Origin of the sequence: Shimia isoporae (genome assembly GCF_004346865.1) — a bacterium.
Classification (GTDB): Bacteria; Pseudomonadota; Alphaproteobacteria; order Rhodobacterales; family Rhodobacteraceae; genus Shimia; species Shimia isoporae.
In genome coordinates, this window is sequence record NZ_SMGR01000001.1 from 502,411 (window position 1) to 520,394 (window position 17,984).

The 17,984-nt window shown below is 59.0% G+C and carries 19 protein-coding genes; 10 read left to right on the top strand and 9 right to left on the bottom strand.

Annotated features, from left to right (window positions below):
* Window position 1: 1 nt before the first annotated feature.
* The 4 genes from BXY66_RS02485 to BXY66_RS02500 form a co-directional block, all read right to left on the bottom strand.
* Window positions 2-1,489, bottom strand: coding sequence for an inorganic phosphate transporter (locus BXY66_RS02485; protein ID WP_132858597.1), 1,488 nt, complete (start codon window positions 1,487-1,489; stop codon window positions 2-4).
* 114 nt (window positions 1,490-1,603) lie between these two features.
* Window positions 1,604-2,062: an NUDIX hydrolase gene (locus BXY66_RS02490; protein WP_132858598.1), complete on the bottom strand. Its 459-nt coding sequence runs from the start codon at window positions 2,060-2,062 to the stop codon at window positions 1,604-1,606.
* Between the two features lie 104 nt (window positions 2,063-2,166).
* A complete protein-coding gene (hrpB, locus tag BXY66_RS02495) occupies window positions 2,167-4,611 on the bottom strand; it encodes an ATP-dependent helicase HrpB (protein WP_132858599.1) in 2,445 nt (814 codons plus the stop codon).
* 39 nt (window positions 4,612-4,650) lie between these two features.
* Window positions 4,651-5,358, bottom strand: a complete 708-nt coding sequence (locus BXY66_RS02500; protein ID WP_165929087.1) for a DUF3108 domain-containing protein — start codon at window positions 5,356-5,358, stop codon at window positions 4,651-4,653.
* 73 nt (window positions 5,359-5,431) lie between these two features.
* Here BXY66_RS02500 and meaB point away from each other — a divergent pair, with 73 nt between their 5' ends.
* On the top strand, window positions 5,432-6,421 hold the full coding sequence (meaB, locus tag BXY66_RS02505; protein WP_132860312.1) for a methylmalonyl Co-A mutase-associated GTPase MeaB: 990 nt from the start codon (window positions 5,432-5,434) through the stop codon (window positions 6,419-6,421).
* Between the two features lie 11 nt (window positions 6,422-6,432).
* On the opposite strand, the gene BXY66_RS02510 is transcribed toward meaB, so the two are convergent.
* Entirely contained in the window at window positions 6,433-7,377 is a 945-nt protein-coding gene (locus BXY66_RS02510) for an L-threonylcarbamoyladenylate synthase (protein ID WP_243694277.1), read from the bottom strand.
* A gap of 117 nt (window positions 7,378-7,494) precedes the next feature.
* Between BXY66_RS02510 and BXY66_RS02515 the strand changes: the two genes are divergently transcribed.
* From BXY66_RS02515 to BXY66_RS02535, 5 genes are all read left to right on the top strand, one after another.
* Window positions 7,495-9,216 carry an acyl-CoA dehydrogenase gene (locus BXY66_RS02515; protein ID WP_132858602.1) on the top strand — a complete coding sequence of 574 codons (1,722 nt, stop codon included), beginning with the start codon at window positions 7,495-7,497 and terminating at the stop codon, window positions 9,214-9,216.
* The gene (locus BXY66_RS02520; RefSeq protein ID WP_132858603.1) at window positions 9,216-10,262 is read left to right on the top strand and encodes an MBL fold metallo-hydrolase; all 1,047 of its coding nucleotides are present in this window, start codon (window positions 9,216-9,218) and stop codon (window positions 10,260-10,262) included. Before BXY66_RS02515 ends, BXY66_RS02520 begins: the two co-directional genes overlap by 1 nt.
* Before the next feature lie 11 nt (window positions 10,263-10,273).
* Window positions 10,274-10,723 carry a DUF6173 family protein gene (locus tag BXY66_RS02525; RefSeq protein WP_132858604.1) on the top strand — a complete coding sequence of 150 codons (450 nt, stop codon included), beginning with the start codon at window positions 10,274-10,276 and terminating at the stop codon, window positions 10,721-10,723.
* 138 nt (window positions 10,724-10,861) lie between these two features.
* Complete coding sequence (locus BXY66_RS02530) at window positions 10,862-10,996, top strand: aa3-type cytochrome c oxidase subunit IV (RefSeq protein WP_132858605.1); 135 nt, start codon at window positions 10,862-10,864, stop codon at window positions 10,994-10,996.
* Between the two features lie 17 nt (window positions 10,997-11,013).
* A complete protein-coding gene (locus BXY66_RS02535) occupies window positions 11,014-11,661 on the top strand; it encodes a hypothetical protein (protein WP_243694278.1) in 648 nt (215 codons plus the stop codon).
* A 15-nt stretch (window positions 11,662-11,676) separates the two neighbouring features.
* Here BXY66_RS02535 and BXY66_RS02540 read toward each other — a convergent pair whose 3' ends face one another.
* Together BXY66_RS02540 and BXY66_RS02545 are read right to left on the bottom strand one after the other, a co-directional pair.
* Window positions 11,677-12,003 carry an AzlD domain-containing protein gene (locus BXY66_RS02540; RefSeq protein ID WP_132858606.1) on the bottom strand — a complete coding sequence of 109 codons (327 nt, stop codon included), beginning with the start codon at window positions 12,001-12,003 and terminating at the stop codon, window positions 11,677-11,679.
* The gene (locus tag BXY66_RS02545) at window positions 12,000-12,725 is read right to left on the bottom strand and encodes an AzlC family ABC transporter permease (protein ID WP_132858607.1); all 726 of its coding nucleotides are present in this window, start codon (window positions 12,723-12,725) and stop codon (window positions 12,000-12,002) included. The genes BXY66_RS02540 and BXY66_RS02545 overlap by 4 nt, the downstream gene beginning before the upstream one ends.
* 141 nt (window positions 12,726-12,866) lie before the next feature.
* On the opposite strand from BXY66_RS02545, the gene BXY66_RS02550 reads away from it, so the two are divergent.
* From BXY66_RS02550 to BXY66_RS02565, 4 genes are read left to right on the top strand one after another with little or no spacing between them, the layout of a single operon-like run.
* Window positions 12,867-13,751 carry a formate dehydrogenase accessory sulfurtransferase FdhD gene (locus BXY66_RS02550; protein ID WP_132858608.1) on the top strand — a complete coding sequence of 295 codons (885 nt, stop codon included), beginning with the start codon at window positions 12,867-12,869 and terminating at the stop codon, window positions 13,749-13,751.
* Entirely contained in the window at window positions 13,748-14,392 is a 645-nt protein-coding gene (mobA, locus tag BXY66_RS02555; protein WP_132858609.1) for a molybdenum cofactor guanylyltransferase MobA, read from the top strand. Before BXY66_RS02550 ends, mobA begins: the two co-directional genes overlap by 4 nt.
* On the top strand, window positions 14,389-14,910 hold the full coding sequence (gene mobB / locus BXY66_RS02560) for a molybdopterin-guanine dinucleotide biosynthesis protein B (RefSeq protein WP_132858610.1): 522 nt from the start codon (window positions 14,389-14,391) through the stop codon (window positions 14,908-14,910). The genes mobA and mobB overlap by 4 nt, the downstream gene beginning before the upstream one ends.
* A gap of 1 nt (window position 14,911) precedes the next feature.
* Entirely contained in the window at window positions 14,912-16,177 is a 1,266-nt protein-coding gene (locus BXY66_RS02565) for a molybdenum cofactor synthesis domain-containing protein (RefSeq protein ID WP_132858611.1), read from the top strand.
* A gap of 42 nt (window positions 16,178-16,219) precedes the next feature.
* Here the strand turns inward: BXY66_RS02565 and BXY66_RS02570 are convergent, their stop codons facing one another.
* Window positions 16,220-17,266 carry a hypothetical protein gene (locus BXY66_RS02570; protein WP_132858612.1) on the bottom strand — a complete coding sequence of 349 codons (1,047 nt, stop codon included), beginning with the start codon at window positions 17,264-17,266 and terminating at the stop codon, window positions 16,220-16,222.
* On the bottom strand, window positions 17,263-17,733 hold the full coding sequence (gene greA / locus BXY66_RS02575; protein WP_132858613.1) for a transcription elongation factor GreA: 471 nt from the start codon (window positions 17,731-17,733) through the stop codon (window positions 17,263-17,265). The genes BXY66_RS02570 and greA overlap by 4 nt, the downstream gene beginning before the upstream one ends.
* Between the last annotated feature and the right edge of the window lie 251 nt (window positions 17,734-17,984).

Genomic DNA, 17,984 nt, shown 5'->3' on the forward strand with positions numbered 1-17,984 from the left:
CTTAGCCGACCATTGCGTTCAGCAACAGGAAGATGATCCCTGACATGAACGCGGCGGCAGGGACGGTGATGACCCAAGCGGCCACGATTGTCATGAAGTGGCTGCGACGTACCAATTTACGGCGGCGACGCTCTTCAGGGGCAAGGGGAGGTATGTGCGGCAACGGGCGGGTTGCTGCCAGTTTGCGGCGGCGACGCTCGGAATGCCATTCGCGGTAGAACCCCACGCCGAAAATACCGCCGACGGCTATGTGGGTCGAACTGACTGGAAGGCCGAGCCAGGAAGCAACGATCACTGTGATGGCCGCGGAGAGCGCCACACAATAGGCACGCATCGGGTTCAGTTTCGTGATCTGTTCGCCAACCATGCGGATCAGTTTCGGACCAAACAGGAACAGGCCGAAGGAGATGCCGAGCGCGCCGATGATCATGACCCACGACGGGATGGCGACTTTGGCGGCGATGTCCCCGAATTGGCTGGCGTGTACGATGGCGGCCAAAGGGCCGACCGCATTTGCCACGTCGTTTGCACCATGTGCGAACGAGAGAAGGGCCGCGGAGAACACAAGCGGCAGGCCAAAGAGCACCTTGAGAGACTTGTTGCGGTTCTCGAGGCCTTCGGACTGACGGCGGATCAATGGGCGGGTGATGAAGTATGTAATCACACCAATGACGACGCCGATAACCAGCGATGTCTCAATGTCGATCTTGATCACGCGTTTCAGGCCTTTGAGCGCAAGGTAGGAGGCGAAGGCTGCGGCCATGATCGCGACCAGAACCGGTACCCATTTGCGGGCCGCGGCGATCTTGTCTTCTTTGTAGACAATATTCGCCTTGATGAAGGCGAGGAAGGCGGCGGCAATAACGCCCCCAAGGACTGGCGAAATCACCCAAGATGCAGCGATTTTCCCCATGGTTGGCCAGTTTACAGCGGCAAATCCGGCGGCGGCGATGCCCGCCCCCATAACCCCACCCACAACCGAGTGGGTGGTGGAAACCGGAGCGCCGACCCATGTGGCGAGATTGACCCAGAGCGCGGAGGAGATCAGAGCGGCCATCATGGCCCAGATGAAAATCTGGGTGGTCTGCATGCCCGAAGGGTCGATGATGCCTTTGGAAATAGTGGAGACAACGTCACCTCCCGCAAGCAACGCACCTGCGCTTTCACAAATGGCGGCGATGGCGATGGCCCCGCCCATCGTCAGAGCGTTTGCGCCTACGGCCGGACCCATGTTGTTGGCTACGTCGTTGGCGCCGATATTGATCGCCATGTAGGCGCCAAAGGCCGCTGCTGCGACGACGATCATACCGCTGGTATCTGTGCCGAAAACAAAACCGGCTAGGACGCCGGCGATAACGATAAATGCAAGGGCGATGCCAAAGCCTACCATCGGGCGCGAAACGTAGGCCGCACCGGTTTCAAGGTATGAAAACCGATGAAGATCGCGGTCCAGAGCGGACCATTGTTTGCCGTGTTTTGGCGCAGACATGACAGAATCCCTATTCCGAGTTGGCCAAACGGCTAAACGCAGTGTCTGCACATTTCAATGGTTCTGTCACAAATCTGTCATGAAACAACCGAGCAAAGTCGGCAAAGCCACAGCCTAGATGTCGCGCAGCAAGGCCTGTAGTTCAGGCTCTTGCACCATTTCCGCGGCTTCCTCTGGGCGTACCCATTTGCGTGTACGCTCTTCGGCTTCGGGGAAATCTTCCATCAGCTTGGTAACTTCGGCCTCGTAGACTTTGACTTCAACAGGCAGAGCAAGGCCGCTATCGAGGCGTTTGTCGTAGCCGTAGCTGCCAACAGGGGAGGTATTCATATTGGCTTCGCGCACGCCGGCCTCTTCCCAGGCTTCCTGCAATGCAGAGCCGGGAGCATCTTTGCCGCGGATTGGCCAGCCTTTCGGAAGTACCCAGCGACCGGTATCGCGAGACGTGACCAGCAGGACCTCACGCACTTCGCCGCGTTCGCGCATGCAAAGGGCAGCAACCTGCAGACGCCGCGGGCGTTGCAACAGCGGAACAAGCACGCTGTGGTAAGCTCTTTTTAGTGCGCTGGGCATTGTTGGTCTGGTCTGCTCTTGGTGCGGTTGGCCGCTTGATTAGTCTGTTTTGGTTAAATTTGTATATACGTTCGCTGCACCTGAGGGTCAAGGTGAGCACCGGTTCAGGGCTTGCGTCGTTTGGCGCGCAGCGTTGGATCGGCCTGGGTTGGGTCTTCGGGCCAAGGGTGTTTCGGATAGCGCCCGCGCATATCCTTGCGCACGTCGGCGTAGGAGCTGGCCCAGAAGCCGGGAATGTCCATCGTTGTTTGCACCGGTTTCTGACCAGGCGAAAGGAGCGTTACGCGCAACGGCGTGTTTCCGATTTTCGGATGCGTCGTCTGGCCGAACAGCTCTTGCAGTCGGAGGGTGATCTCAGGCGTTTCGCCGGAGTAGTCGATTGGTATTTTGCGGTCGAGCGGCGTGGTGAAATGCGCTGGAGCGAGACGGTCCACGACCTGCATCTGGTTCCAGTCCAGCCGAGCCCGTAGGGCGTCGAGCAGATCGAATTTTTTCCAGTGTTCGGCAGTTTTGATGCCGGACAGATGCGGTAAAAGCCAGTCTTCGATTGTCTCTATGAGACCCTCGGGGGTCATGTCCGGCAGGTCGTGCCCAGCGGAGCGGATCAGTTCGACCCTTGCGACAAACCGTTGTGCGGCAGGCGGCAGAGCAATGCCGAGGTCGCGCACGCCGTCCAGCATGGCTTTGGCAATGACATCGTCGGGCGCGTCTTTCCAGATGCGGTCATCCAACGCCACGGCGCCGAGCATTTCCTGACGCCTGGCGATCACCCGGCGCTCCCGTTTGGACCATGTGCAGCTGTTGTGCCAAGCGATCTGGTCGACGAACAGGTCCCGCAATTGGGCTTCGCTGATCTGGAGCGCCTGTCTGATGCGGGCTTCTCGAGGGTTGCCGTCTGTGTCAGTCACAACGATCAGGCGAGCATTGGCGAGCGGATCACTTTCATCAAGTATTGCGCCCTTGCCGCCGGAAAGAACAAAACGGGGGGTGTCTCCTTTGCGCCGCAGGCCAATACGGTCGGGATATGCCAATGCCGCTAGTTCCTCGGGCGACAGGGCATCCGCCGTTACGTCGCGGGTCGATTGACGCAAGCGTTTGGCCTCGTCACGGATCGTGGCAACGGCGTTGCGGTTGACGCCAAAGGGGCGACGATCAGTGAAGGCCTTGATGTCGGCCAGAGCTTCAAGGCGGAGCGACAGGTCAACAGGCGCGCCGCGGGAAAGCGGATCGCGGGCCGAGAGCAGCGCGGCAACCGGCGCAGCTTGCGGTCCCGCAACGGCCATCATGTGGGCCAGTCTCGGGTGCAACGGCAAGGCCGCCAGAGCTTTGCCATGATCGGTTACGCGGCGTTCAGCATCAAGCGCGCCAAGCATTTGGAGGACGGCCTGAGCCTCCGAAAAGCTTCCGGAGTTGGGGGGAGTCAGGAAGGCAAGATCGTCCGGGGAAGCGCCCCAAACGGCAAGTTCCAGAGCCAGACCGGTGAGGTCGGCTGCTTCGATTTCGGCTGGTGGAAAGGGCAAGAGGCCGCCTTCCTCACCTTTGGTCCAGAGACGATAGCATCTCCCTTCGGCCACGCGGCCGGCTCGTCCCTGTCGCTGTGTTGCTTCTGCGCGGGTAACGCGTTCAGTCACGAGCCGCGACATGCCGGACCCCGGATCAAAGCGTGCCCGGCGTGCGCGGCCAGCGTCGACGACAACGCGGATGTCCTGAATGGTAAGCGAGGTTTCGGCGATAGAGGTGGCAAGCACGACCTTGCGGCCAGATTGAGCGGGGCGGATCGCGGCTTGTTGATCCTTGAAGGGCATGGCGCCGAACAGGGGGTGCACAGTGCAATCGGACGGCAGGCGCAAAGCGGACTGAGTGCGTCGGATTTCTCCTTCGCCCGGCAGGAAAACGAGCACGCCGCCACTTGTTTCGCCAACGGCCTGGTTGATCAACCGGGCTGTGGCCTCTTCGAGGCGATCTTTCTTGCCCAGCGGTTTGTCCAGCCAGCAGGTTTCGACGGCGAAAGCACGACCCTCGGAGGTGATCACCGGCACATCGCCCATCAAGGCGGCAACCGGTTCGGCATCTAGTGTGGCGGACATGGCCAACAAGATCAGATCATCGCGCAGGGCCTCTGCGATTTCCAGACAAAGGGCGAGGCCCAGATCGGCGTTCAGGCTGCGTTCGTGGAATTCGTCGAAAATGACCGCGCCGATGCCTGTAAGCTCCGCGTCTGATTGGATCATGCGGGTCAGAATACCCTCAGTGACGACTTCAATGCGGGTCGCCTTGCCAACTTTACTTTCACCGCGCACCCGATACCCGACTGTTTCGCCGGCCCTTTCACCGAGTGTTTGCGCCATGCGTTCCGCTGCTGCGCGGGCGGCAAGGCGGCGGGGTTCCAGCATCAGGATGCGACCGGAAGTCAGGCCGGCCTGGAGCATTGCCAGAGGTACGACAGTTGTTTTACCCGCGCCTGGGGGAGCCTGAAGCACGGCGCGGTTGTTTGCGCGCAACGCGGCGAGCAGCGGTTCCAGAGCGTCATGTATCGGCAGGGTCGTCATAGGGGACTTATCGAGCAGGGCGTGCGTGACGTCCAGAGCTTAGTCCTGACGCAGCAACCTGGCCTTGCCATGGCGCGATGTAAGCGCGATTTCCGTTGCGCGCCACCTGTCGCCGGTAAAGGTGTAGGTGATTGCCAACGGGGATGTTTTAAGTTCGGCGAGTTCTTCCGCCGAGTAGCCGCCGATGCGGTCGTAAGTTCCCGAACAGGTTGTCATATTGCCGTTGGTGTTGCGGGTTTTGAGCGTAATGCGCACAAGGCGGGTGCCGTCAAACTGGGTCTGGTCGATGTTGCACAGCGTGGCGGCTGTCTGGTCTCGCACCGTGAGCCACATCATTGTCATCGGGTCTATTGCGCCTTGTTTTGCTGTGTTGGAGATGGGCGTCTCTGGAGACTGCTCGCCTGCAATTTTTGTTGGCAGACCGTCAGTAAACCCGAGCTTGGTTTCGGAAATGCGGCGGCCGGTGTCGATGAAGCCGGTGTAGGCCAGTGGCAGGAGGCGGCTTTGCTGCACGCGGCCGTTGGATGCCACGGAAAAGCGAATGCGCTTGAGTACGCCGGCAAGACCCGTGGTCTGAAAAGACCCGTCGCCCCTGTATGTTGCTTGCGACTGAACCGTTTTGACTTGGAGTTCGCCTATCTTTACGCCGAAAGCGCGTACGGACCAAAGCTGGCTCTCTGCGGCGGCTGTGAAAGACGGGACTAGAAGCGCGATGCCAAGTGCGACGGCGCGACCAAGGTGTCGCATTTGTAGGCGGCGGGGTAGACAAGAGCGGATTCTGCGGGGCATGAACGGGTCTCAGAAGAACACAGGTGACGGCATGGACATCGCAGACTTGCGTGACAGGATATTGAACCAAGAGCGTCGTGCTCTGGCAAGGGCGATCACCTTGGTCGAAAGCGCGCGTGAAGATCACAGGGCGCAGGCAGCTGAATTGCTGGATGCTTTGCGTGGGGCTGGCAAGCAGGCGTTGCGGATCGGCCTGTCGGGAACCCCCGGCGTGGGCAAGTCCACCTTTATCGAGAGCTTTGGCATGATGCTGACGGCGCAGGGATTGCGCGTTGCGGTTCTGGCTGTTGATCCGAGTTCCGCGCGCTCTGGCGGTTCGATTCTGGGGGATAAGACACGGATGGAACGGCTGAGCCGTGACAAAAACGCCTTTATCCGTCCGTCACCAAGCCAGACGCACCTTGGGGGCGTCGCGCGACGTACACGAGAGGCGGTCGCGCTGTGTGAGGCTGCCGGCTTTGACGTGGTGCTGATCGAGACGGTCGGGGTCGGGCAATCCGAAACGGTTGTGGCGGAGATGTCCGATCTGTTTCTTCTCCTGTTGGCGCCAGCAGGTGGTGACGAACTTCAGGGCGTGAAGCGCGGCATCATGGAGATGGCCGATATTATTCTCGTGAATAAGGCGGATGGAGATCTCAAATCCACAGCAATCCGGACCTGTGCGGACTATTCGGGGGCTTTGCGGTTGTTGCGAAAGCGCCCGCAGGATCCGGAGGGATTTCCCAAAGCCATGACGGTGTCCGCCCTCGAAGAAAACGGGTTGTCTCAGGCCTGGGAGGAAATGGTCACGCTGACCGACTGGCGCAAAGACAATGGGCACTGGGCCGGACGGCGAGTGCAACAGGCGCAGTACTGGTTCCATGAAGAATTGCGACAGGCGCTGTTGGCTCGGCTAGAGACAAAGGACGCTCGCGACGTCGTCGAGGCTCTAGGTGCTGACGTAGCGGCGGGCGAGATTGCTCCCTCCGCTGCCGCAGAAAAAGCCCTCATGACCTTGGGGATTGCCAGCACAAAGGCGTAAAGCCTGACGGATCAGTGACGTGGGGCCGCTGCCCTGCGGAGGCGGTCATTGATCGCCCGGCCCAGACCGACTTCGGGTATCGGGGATACCGCGATCGGAGCGTCGCCGGACTTGTCCAGCGCGTGAAGGTGATGAAACAGATTTGCTGCAGCTTCTGTCAGGTCACCAGCGGGGCTGAGATTGAGAGTGGCATTTTCAACGGCTCCGAAGCCGAGAAGGCGCTCGCCCTTTGAAATGCGGGTGGCGTTCAGCCGCACAGAGGCGCCGGGCGCGTAGTGTGACAGCATCTGCCCCGGAGCAGAGAGGGGGTCGCCGTCCTGATAGTGCGAAAGCCCGGTGCCCAGCGCGGCTTCGAGAGCCTCTTGAGGCAGCCCGCCCGGACGCAGGAGTTTCGGGGTATCTGATAGCCCGAGTATCGTGCTTTCCACACCCACGTCACAAGGTCCGCCGTCGACCACTGCTTCAATCCTGCCCGCGAGCCCGGCAATTACGTGACCAGCTTCTGTCGGGCTGATACGGCCCGACGGATTGGCTGACGGCGCGGCCACGGGGCCGTCAAATTCTGCCAGCAATGCGCGGGCCACGGGATGCGCCGGCACGCGGATTGCAAGCGTCGGTAAATCCGCTGTGACAAGAGGCGACAGACCGCTGTCAGGGCGTAGGGGCAGCACCAATGTCAGCGGGCCAGGCCAGAAAGCAGACGCGATCCGGTCGGCACCGTCGTCCCAAATGACGTAGCGTTTTGCTGTCGCAGCATCCGGCACGTGGACGATCAATGGATTGAACCGCGGGCGGCCCTTGGCTTCGAAAATGCGGGCAACGGCGAAGTCATTGCGGGCGTCTGCGCCAAGCCCGTATACGGTTTCGGTCGGAAATGCGACCAGTCCACCCGCCCCCAGAATAGAGGCAGCATGCGCATATCCGACGCTATCTGGCGTGAGCGTTTGCGTTTCCAACGGGCAGGCTCCTGTGACGCTGCGTTCTTCTATCATAGGGCTCTTTCGCCCCTTACCGTAAAGCGAAATGCTGCATACAAGCCGCAGCAGTTAATGCCAAGCCTGCCGGAGAATTTCATGCCGTTTCGCGCCCCAGTGACCGATTTTCAGTTTCTCTTCGACCACGTCGTAGACTTTGCAAACGTAACCGCCACCGAGCGGTTTGCGGATGCGGACAAAGACACCACCGATGCTATCCTGCTGGAAGCAGGCAAGATGGTCGAGGAGGTTATGGCACCGCTTAACCGCGGCAGTGATCTCGAGGGTGCGGTTCTGGAAAACGGTAAGGTGCGTACGTCTCCCGGTTTTGCAGAGGCTTACAAACAGATTGCAGAAGGGGGCTGGATTTCTACCAGCGCCGACCCCGAATACGGCGGAATGGGACTTCCTCATTCCATTACGACTGCAGTCAACGAAATGATGGCATCCGGTTGTCTGTCTTTGCAGTTGAACCCTTTGATGACGCAGGGGCAGATCGAGGCGCTTGAGCATCACGCATCGGACGAGATCAAAGACCTTTACCTGCCGAAGCTTATTTCCGGTGAGTGGGCCGGCACGATGAACCTGACGGAGCCTGCAGCCGGTTCCGATGTCGGTGCATTGAAATCCAAGGCGGTACCGAATGGGGATGGCAGCTTTGCGATCTCCGGTCAGAAAATCTATATCAGCTGGGGCGACAACGACTTTACCGAAAATGTCTGCCACCTTGTTCTCGCCCGTTTGCCGGATGGGGCAGCGGGAACCAAAGGTATCAGCCTTTTCATGGTGCCCAAGTTCATTCCGGATGAGAACGGTAAGCCGGGTGTGGCCAATACGCTGGGGGTTGTCAGCCTTGAGCACAAGCTTGGCCTGCACGGGTCTCCAACAGCGGTCATGCAGTATGACAACGCCAAAGGCTGGCTTGTCGGTCAAGAACATGATGGCATGAAGTGCATGTTCACAATGATGAACAACGCACGTCTTGGCGTCGGTGGTCAGGGCATCGGTATCGCGGAGAGTGCATATCAGCACGCATTGCACTATGCGCTGGAGCGCAAACAGGGCCGCACGCCCGTCGGAGACGGTACCGGTACAATTCTGGATCACGCTGACGTGCGTCGGATGCTGACAAGCATGAAGGCTGATATTTTCGCAGCCAGGGCAATTGAAATGGCCTGCGCTGTCGCGATCGACATGAACACAGCAACCGGTGACAAGGACTGGAAAGCCCGTGCGGCCTTCCTGACGCCCATCGCCAAGAGTTTTGGCACAGAAGTCGGCATCGATGTGGCGCAACAGGGTGTGCAGGTTCATGGCGGCATGGGCTTTATCGAAGAAACCGGCGCGGCCCAGTTCAGCCGCGATGTGCGCGTGACTGCGATCTACGAAGGCACCAACGGCATTCAGGCTATGGACCTCGTCGGTCGGAAACTGATGGACGGTGGCGACGCGGCTTATGCACTGCTTGACGAGATCGAGGATTGCGCTGAGAAAGTGCGGGAGAGCATGTCTGAGCTGGCTGAGCCACTTTGGCAGGCCACAGAGACTTTGCGCGAAGCAACCGAATGGATGGTTGCCCAAAGTGACATGAACGAGCGCTTTGCCGGTTCTGTACCTTTCCTGATGGGTTTCGCCCGTGTGCTTGGCGGATACTTCCACCTCAAGGCGGCAATCGCCGAAGGAGGCGAAGGCGCGCGCAGCAAGCTGGCAGCGTTTTATATCAAGCGCTTGTTGCCGGAACACTCTGGACTTCTGGAGCACGCTATGCAGGGTGCGGCAGGCGTTTATGCACTGAGCGCGGAAGAATTGGGAGCCGCTTGATGAGCGACGGATCGGCAGCAGGAATACGATATCCTTGGGAAACTCCTCCCGCAGTGGGCGAGGCCATCGAAGTGGCCGATGGGGTTTTGTGGATGCGGTTGCCGCTGCCGATGGCGCTGGATCATGTGAACATCTACGCCCTTGACGAGGGCGATCACTGGACCATTGTCGATACGGGCTTTGACAGCAAAAAAGGTCGTGCCATCTGGGGCGACCTTCTGGCCGGCCCATTGCAAGGTAAACCTGTGGGTCGCGTGGTTGTCACCCATCACCATCCGGATCACGTTGGGCTGGCTGGCTGGTTCCAGACTGAACACGGCGCGAGCCTGTGGACAACGCGCACTGCATGGCTATTTGCGCGCATGCTGCAATTGGACGAGCAGGCGGTTCCACGTCAGGAAACGCTCGACTTTTATCGCAGTTGCGGCATGGACGAAGCGATCTTTCAGGAACGCGCAAACGAGCGGCCGTTCAACTTTGCGGACGTGGTTGCGCCGATGCCTTTGGGTTTCAAGCGCATCAAGCAGGGCGATGTGATCGAGATGGGCGGACGCGTATGGGACGTGCACATCGGAAACGGGCACGCGCCCGAGCATGCGACTTTCTGGAGCCGCTCGGACAATCTGGTGCTTTCCGGAGACCAAATACTGCCGTCGATCAGTTCCAACATCGGGGTCTATGCCACAGAGCCGGAAGCGGATCCCGTGGCGGATTGGCTGGAAGCTTGCGAGCGTTTATCGTTGTTGGCGCGGGATGATCAGCTGATCCTCGGTGGGCACAAGTTGCCATTTACAGGCGCCCCGACGCGGATGCGGCAGTTGATCGAAAACCATCATGGGGCGCTGAACCGGCTGCGCGAACATCTGGACGTTCCCAAAACTGCCGCCGAGTGTTTTCTTCCACTGTTCAAGCGAAATATCGAAGGCGGGGCGTACGGGCTCGCGCTTGTGGAAGCGCTTGCACACCTCAATCACCTTTATCATGTTGGCAGTGCAAGGCGCACGGTTCGGGATGATGGCGCCTATCTTTGGCAAAGCATCGACTGAAAAGGCACATCATGACCCAAGACATCAAGACCACCGCCGAGGCAGAAGAAGCGGCGGCGTTGCCGCGTCTGTACGAGGTGCATGCCGATCCCGATGCGGCGCAGGTGGAGGTGCCGGAGGGTGTGACCAAAAAACCTGTCGCCCAGAAAAGTCCCGCGGAGTGGGCATATGAGCGGCTGGTGATGTACATCCAGAACTTCGAGAAACAACTCGACAGTGACCATGAGATTGCAATGGGCTTTACCGGCGGGGAGGCCGGTGTTCTCCGGATTGAGGGGATGGGATATTTTGATCCCGACATCGTGACGTTTTACGGCAGTGACAGCAACGGTATCAAAACCCAGTTGGTGCAGCACGTGAGCCAGCTCAACGTAATGCTGCGGGCGTTGCCCAAACCGGTGGAGCAGACCGAAGCCTCGCGGATTGGCTTCCGGCTGGCGGATGATCTGACGAAATCATGAACCCTGTGCGCCATTGTCGTGGTGACAGGGCAGGATGAATCGGGTATCCAGCCGGAAATGGAAGGATCAGGTCGTTGCGATCTGAGGGAATGACAGTTCGGCTAAGTCCGGACTTAGCGAACAAGAGGGAACGCGACTATGGCGGAACATGAACACGGATCCATGGACATCAAAGTTCAGGAAAAGACCTTTGAAGGCTTCATCAAATGGTCGATCTACGTGGCGGCAGCCTCCATCGGTGTGCTGATATTCCTCGCGATCTTCAACAGCTGATCGCAGGACCAAGTGTCATGAAATCGGTGTTGCGAGTATGTGCCGTGGTTGCGGCAGTGGTGTCCTTGACTGCGTGTACGGTACGCAATCCGGTCAAGGAAAATTCTCCCGATGCCGAAGTTGTCGCGGCGCAGTATGTCCATGACGGCCCGCCGCGCCTGACGCTCTTTACGATGCGGTCCAACCGTACCGGACAGGGCGCGCATACATCGCTATTGATCAATGCATCCGAGCGGGTGGCATTTGATCCGGCAGGCTCGTTCCGCAAAGAAGGCGCAATCGTCGCCAAGAACGACGTGGTTTATGGCATGACGCCATGGATGGTCGATCAATACACCCGCTTCCACGCTCGAGAGACTTATCACGTCGTGGTCCAATCTATCGACGTAAGCCCGCAGGTCGCTGAGATGGCATTGCGCAAGGCAAAAACTCTAGGTCCCGTACTGGAAGCGCAATGTGCACAGACAACGTCGCAGGTGTTGCGTTCATTGCCTGGATTTGAAGATGCGCCGTCGACGTTTTTCCCGACGCGCCTGGAAGAGTACTTCGCGGCCAAAGGCGCAACCTATGACCGGTTGTTTGAATATGACGATGACGACAAGTCAAAAGTCCTTGCGGCCTTCACCCCGGAATACGAAGCGGAACCAGTCGATCCTTCGAACTGATCCGGCAGCGATGGCTCAGCCAAGAAAGTAGAGCCCGAGAAACAAGGTGCCTGCGCCCGCAAAGATGGCGGCGAGCACGTTTTTTGTGGCATACCCCACCGCGAACGTGACTAAGGCAGCGATCATGCGCGCCGGGTCGGGCTGGCCGTTTGTGGCCGCAGGCCACAAAACCAGTGGCGCCACCAACCCCGGCAGAACGGCCACAGCCGTGTAACGGAGGTGACGCAGTACCCAGGGTGGTAAAGGTCGGTCGCCGACAAGCCCGAGAAACAGGAAGCGCAGTCCGAAGCTGCCGATACCCATTGCAAAGATGATGATCCAAAGGTCGGACTTGTCGATCATGCCGTGTCCTTCCTGTCAGAATTGCGGTCCAGCCAGAGTTCAACTTGTGCGCCCGTGACCATGCCTGCGACGCCCGCGACCATCAGTCCGAGGTTCCACGGCAAGAAGGCAAACCCTATTGCGCAAGCCACTGAAACAAAGGCAGCCGCGACGTGGGCTCCTGTGCGCAGCATGGGGCCGATCATCGCGAGAAACGTAATCGGCACAGCAAAGTCGAGCGCGAAGGACGGGGGAATAGACTGCCCGACCATAGCGCCGACAAGCGTCCAGAAGTACCAGTTGGGAAGGACCGGTGTGATCACCCCAAAGAAATATGATGCCTTTTGGGCAAGGGTCATCTCCGGGTTTTTCTCAAATTCTAGGGTGCTGAGCGCATAGCTTTGGTCCACCAGCGTGTAGGCGGCGAAGGCCCTACGCCAGAACGGCAGTGCTCCGAGGTGAGGCGTGAGGGACGCGGAATACATCGCCATGCGCAGGTTGACCGCCAGTGCGGAGGCAATCACCACAATTGTGGGCGCATTGTCATTCATCAGTTGGAGCGCAGTGAACTGTGCTGCACCCGCGATGACGACAGCGGAAAACGTCAGGGTTTCAAAAACGGTCAAACCGGCCTCCGTCGCAACCACCCCGAAAAGCAATGCGAACGGGGCAATGACGAGAATAAACGGCAAGCCGTCGCGCATACCGCGCATGTAGCTGGTGCGGTCGTAGTAGGAAGTCATGTGACCTTGAAATCGGCTAAATGTGTAAAGACCGCCAAGGCGTAACGCGGTAAATGGTGGGATGCAATGAATGTTGATTCATCTGTGGTCACTTTGCGTAATCCGCATTAGGTTTTCCCCGACGGCCAGGAGGCTTTTGCTTTGAACAACGAAGACTTTTTGCGGGACTACCTGATTGCTCCAAATCCCGTGGACGATCGGCTGACGAGGGCAGTGACCGGGCTCGATCAGGAAGGCAACGAGACCACAATTTCGGTTGTGGAAGAACGTCCTTTGACGATCTACCTCAACAGCCGCGAGATTGTCACAGCGATGACCATTGGGGACTATCCAGAGTATCTGGCGCTTGGTTTTTTGCTCAACCAGGGCATGCTTTTGCCAGAAGACGAAGTGATAGGCGTCCAGTTTGACGAAGAGCTTGAGGTCGTGGTTGTTCGTACGGCCGTCGAGACAAATCACGAAGAAAAACTTGCCAAAAAAACGCGTACCAGCGGTTGTGCAGTGGGCACGGTTTTTGGTGACATGATGGAGGGACTTGAGGGCGTTGCGTTGCCGGACATGCAGGTGAGAACCTCAGACCTTTATTCACTCGCACACAAGATCAATCGCACCCCGTCGCTCTATCTTGAGGCGGGTGCCATTCACGGCACGGTGCTGTGTCAGGGCGCGCGCCCGTTGGTCTATATGGAAGACGTGGGCCGTCACAACGCGGTCGATAAGATCGCGGGCTGGATGTTTCAGGAAAGTGCCACCGCGGGCGACAAGGTGCTTTACACCACAGGCCGTTTGACCAGTGAGATGGTGATCAAGACGGCAATGATGGGCATTCCGGTGCTGGCGTCGCGGTCCGGTTTCACCGCATGGGGTGTGGAGATTGCCCGACAAGTTGGTCTGACGCTGATTGGCCGCATGCGGGGACAGCGGTTTGTCTGCTTGAGCGGCGAGGGGCGATTGCTGCGCGATGCGGATCCGAAGAGCGTTGTAGAGGAAGACAAGAAACACCGGCGCAAAGGGGCGGGAGCATGAAACAACCTCTCGGCGTGATCCTTGCGGGCGGGAAGGCCACACGTATGGGCGGGGGCGACAAGGGGCGACTGATGCTTGGGGATCGCTCCATTCTTTCGCACGTCATCGACCGGCTGGAGCCGCAAGTGGCTTCTGTTGCGCTCAATGCCAACGGCGACGCGGCGCGGTTTGGCGATCTGGGTCTGCCGGTGATCGCGGATGATGTGGACGGATTTGCCGGACCCTTGGCCGGTGTGCTGGCGGGGTTGGACTGGGCCGCGGAGCAGGGCGCTGAAAGCATTGTCACTGCGGCTGCGGACACACCTTTTTTTCCATGCGATCTGGTGCCTCGCTTGTTGTTGGCGACGGACGGGATGGACAACCGGTTGGCGCTGGCGGCGACACCGCGCGGTGAAGGCGAAACGACAAAATCCATGTCGCGCTCGGGGCTGATCCGGCATCCGACTTTTGGCATCTGGCCTGTGGCATTGCGCCACGATTTGCGGGCCGCCCTTGACGATGGCTTGCGCAAAGTGGTGCTGTGGACCGACCCGCACGGCGGGCGTCTGGCGGAGTTCCCCACCGATGGTGGTGATCCGTTTTTCAACGTGAATACGGCCGAGGACCTTGCAGAGGCGCGGCGCATGGTGGGGGCAGAATGACTCAGCGGATTTATGGCGTCGTTGGTTGGAAGAACGCCGGCAAGACGGGATTGATGGAACGTTTGGTTGCCGAGATCACAGGGCGCGGATATTCCGTCTCGACGGTCAAACATGCCCATCACACGTTTGACGTGGACCAACCCGGCAAAGACAGCCATCGGCACCGGACGGCTGGTGCGCGAGAAGTCTTGTTGGCTTCCGGTGCCCGTTGGGCGCTGATGCACGAACTGGCGGAAGAGGCGGAGCCGCCATTAGAATTGCTATTGTCAAAGCTGGCGCCGGTCGATCTGGTCCTTGTCGAAGGCTATAAGCGGGATGCGCATCCCAAAGTTGAGGCGTTTCGCGCAGAAACCGGCAATCCGCTGATAGCTCCGGAAGACAAAACCATTCGCGCGATAGCCGCCGACACGGATGTGGTAAGTGACCGTGTGGTGTTTGATCTGAACGACACAGTGGCGATTGCGGATTTTGTACTGACAGAAGTTGGCCTGGTCCCTGTCCGGGTAGAGGCCAGCTGAAATGGCTGAACCGCTTGCGCCGCCACCATTGAAGGACGACTGCTTCGCGTTGCCGCCGGGCACTCACTGGACGCCGGTCGCAGAAGCGCACGCGATGTTGCAGGACCGTTTGTCGGTTGTTGTGGGGCAAGAGGTCGTGCCGCTGCATGAGGGCCTCGATCGGGTGTTGGCCAGTGAAGTGATCGCCAAACGGTCTAATCCGCCGCAGCCCAATTCAGCAGTGGATGGTTATGGATTACGGCATGCCGATACGCGGGATGGTCCACAAACGCTTCCTTTGGTGGATGGACGGGCCGCGGCGGGAGCGCCCTTTGAAGGCGAGCTGCCGCAAGGGTACGCGGTTCGGGTGTTGACCGGCGCGACAATTCCCGAGGGAGTGGATACCGTTATCCTGCAAGAGGACGTAACCACGGATGGTGCGCGGATTGCGTTTCATGGCGGGTTGAAACCTCGCGCCAATGTCAGGCGCGCAGGCGAGGACGTTGACGCCGGAGAGGTATTGTTCTCGGCGGGGCGCCGTTTGACGCCGGCAGATCTTGCGCTTGCCGCTGCGACAGGCATCTCCGAGCTGACAGTGCGTAAGCCATTGCGCGTGGCCGTTTTGTCGACCGGAGACGAGCTTGCCCAATCAGGCGAGCAGGCGCGGGCAGATCAGATCTTTGACGCCAATCGTCCGATGCTTTTGGCGATGATCAAACGGTTCGGTTTTGAGCCTGTGGATGCTGGCCGCGCGCCAGATGACCGCGACGCGTTGCGGGACATGATGGACAAGGCGGCAACCAGCGCTGACCTGATACTTACGTCGGGCGGGGCGTCGGCAGGCGACGAGGATCATCTCTCTGCATTGCTGAATGAAAGTGGTGCCATGACGCTTTGGCGGCTGGCGATCAAGCCCGGGCGTCCTCTGGCACTTGGCATGTGGAACCAGAAGCCGGTTTTTGGTTTGCCGGGTAATCCAGTTGCGGCGATGGTCTGTGCATTGGTATTTGCACGACCCGCAATGGGCGCTTTGTCCGGTGAAGGCTGGCATATGCCGGACCCAATGGTTGTGCCAGCCAGCTTTAGCAAAAACAAAAAACCGGGACGTCGAGAGTATCTGCGCGCGCGACTGGTGGATGGAAAAGCCGAGGTGTTTCCCTCGGAAGGGTCAGGCCGTATCAGCGGGCTGAGTTGGGCAGATGGCTTGGTGGAATTGCCGGATGGTGAACTGACAATCAACCCGGGTACACCGGTGGCCTACTACAGCTATGCGTCTTTTGGACTGTGATGGGCGACTTGCCCGGACCGGTGAACCAGTACGGGCAAGAAATTAGTCGAAGATTCCGGCAACACGTCCCAAAAGCATAAAGGCCCGCGCGGTTCGCGTATCAGCCAGGCGCGCGATCTCGGCGTCTGTTGCGGTCTCTTCGAATTCGACAAAGCTGGTGTCAAAGCGTCGCAAGAAATGGTGCGCCGCATCGCGGAAGATCGGATCCTGTTTCATGCGACCGGCGGCCAAGGCAAGGGAGCTGCGGTCACGCACGCCGCCCAATGCGGCAATGGGTTTGCCCCGTTCGCCCGCAGCGAACTGTCGCCAGATTTCCGGGCGGGCCAGATCCGGACGCAGGTCGTCCATGTAAATCCCGTCTTGGCTCAGCAAGGTGAGGATGTCCTGGCTGGCCTGAATGAGGTGTGCGGCCTTGCGGTCCTTGAGAGCTTTGCGCAGTGCCGCAAAACCTTCGGCATCATCCGCGTTTTCTGGAAAATTGAGAGCCGAGATGAAGTCTTCCCTAGACAACGGTGGTCCCAACACCTCTGCGGGCGTGCCGAGTTCCAGAAGTCCTTGATTTGCACCGTCCTCGGAAGGCGCTTGTTCCGCCGGCTTACGAATGCCGTTCTCGCGTTCGCGGCTGGTGGAGAATGTCGCCAACGCTGTCTCTGTCTTGCGTGTCGCTGCGGCGATTTCATCGAGTTTGCGCGCGACCGAAGGCTCTGCGCCCATTTGGGCCTGTGCGCCTTGAGATTGTGACACATAGGTGCGACGCATGCCGTCAATCGCCGCCTGCAGGCGTGCGCTTTCTTCACGAACCACTCGCGCCGACCGCGCAGCTGTTGCTGCGACCCAGATCATGGCAACAGGCATAAAAATCGCCAGTAGGGTCATTATGAACCGGAGATTATCAACGTCCCCCAGCGCACCGGGTTCCAGAACCAGAAAAAAGATGACAGCGGCTGCCAGCCAGACAAAGCTGAGCGCAACCGCGATCACTTCGATACCGGTCACGGTTGGTACGCGCGGTTTGTCGTAGATGCCCAGCGGAGTCGACTTGCTGTCGCGTTCTTCTGTCATTTTCTGCTGACCGTTTGACTGGCTCATTTGTAGTCGATGGCGAGCACTTCGTAACTTTTCTCGCCCCCGGGGGTGCGCACTTCAACACTGTCGCCTTCCTCCTTGCCGATCAGGGAACGGGCGAGAGGGGACTTGATGTTCAAGAGGCCTTTTTCGACGTTGGCCTCGTGCTCGCCAACGATCTGCCAAGTCTTTTCCTCATCCGTATCCTCATCCACGAGGGTCACCGTCGCACCGAACTTGATGGAACCGGACAGCGACGTGGGATCAATGACCTCCGCGAGGCCTATCACGCCTTCGAGTTCCTTTATGCGGCCTTCGATGAAACCCTGCTTTTCACGCGCTGAGTGATATTCGGCGTTTTCCTTTAGGTCGCCAAGTTCACGTGCGGAGGCGATCGCCTCGATGATCGCCGGACGTTCTTCGGATTTGAGCTGCTTCAATTCTGCTTCGAGCGCCGTATAGCCAGCGCGGGTCATTGGTAGTTTGTCCATGAGGCAGTCCCGTCGGTTGTTTTTGGCCTCTGCAATACTGACGCAAAGGCTGGTCATTTGTAAAACACGTGGCGCAACTTGCCCCGAGCACCCGTAGAAATGCAAGAGCGGAGCGCTTTGCAAGCATAAATATGCTGTGCCGCAGCGAAACATGTCGTTTTCGGCCGAAATGTCGTTGGGTTCTGATTGACCGAAACGTCAAACTCGCGCTAGCAGATGCGAAAGAAAATTACGCCAGCGATCCGGGAAGG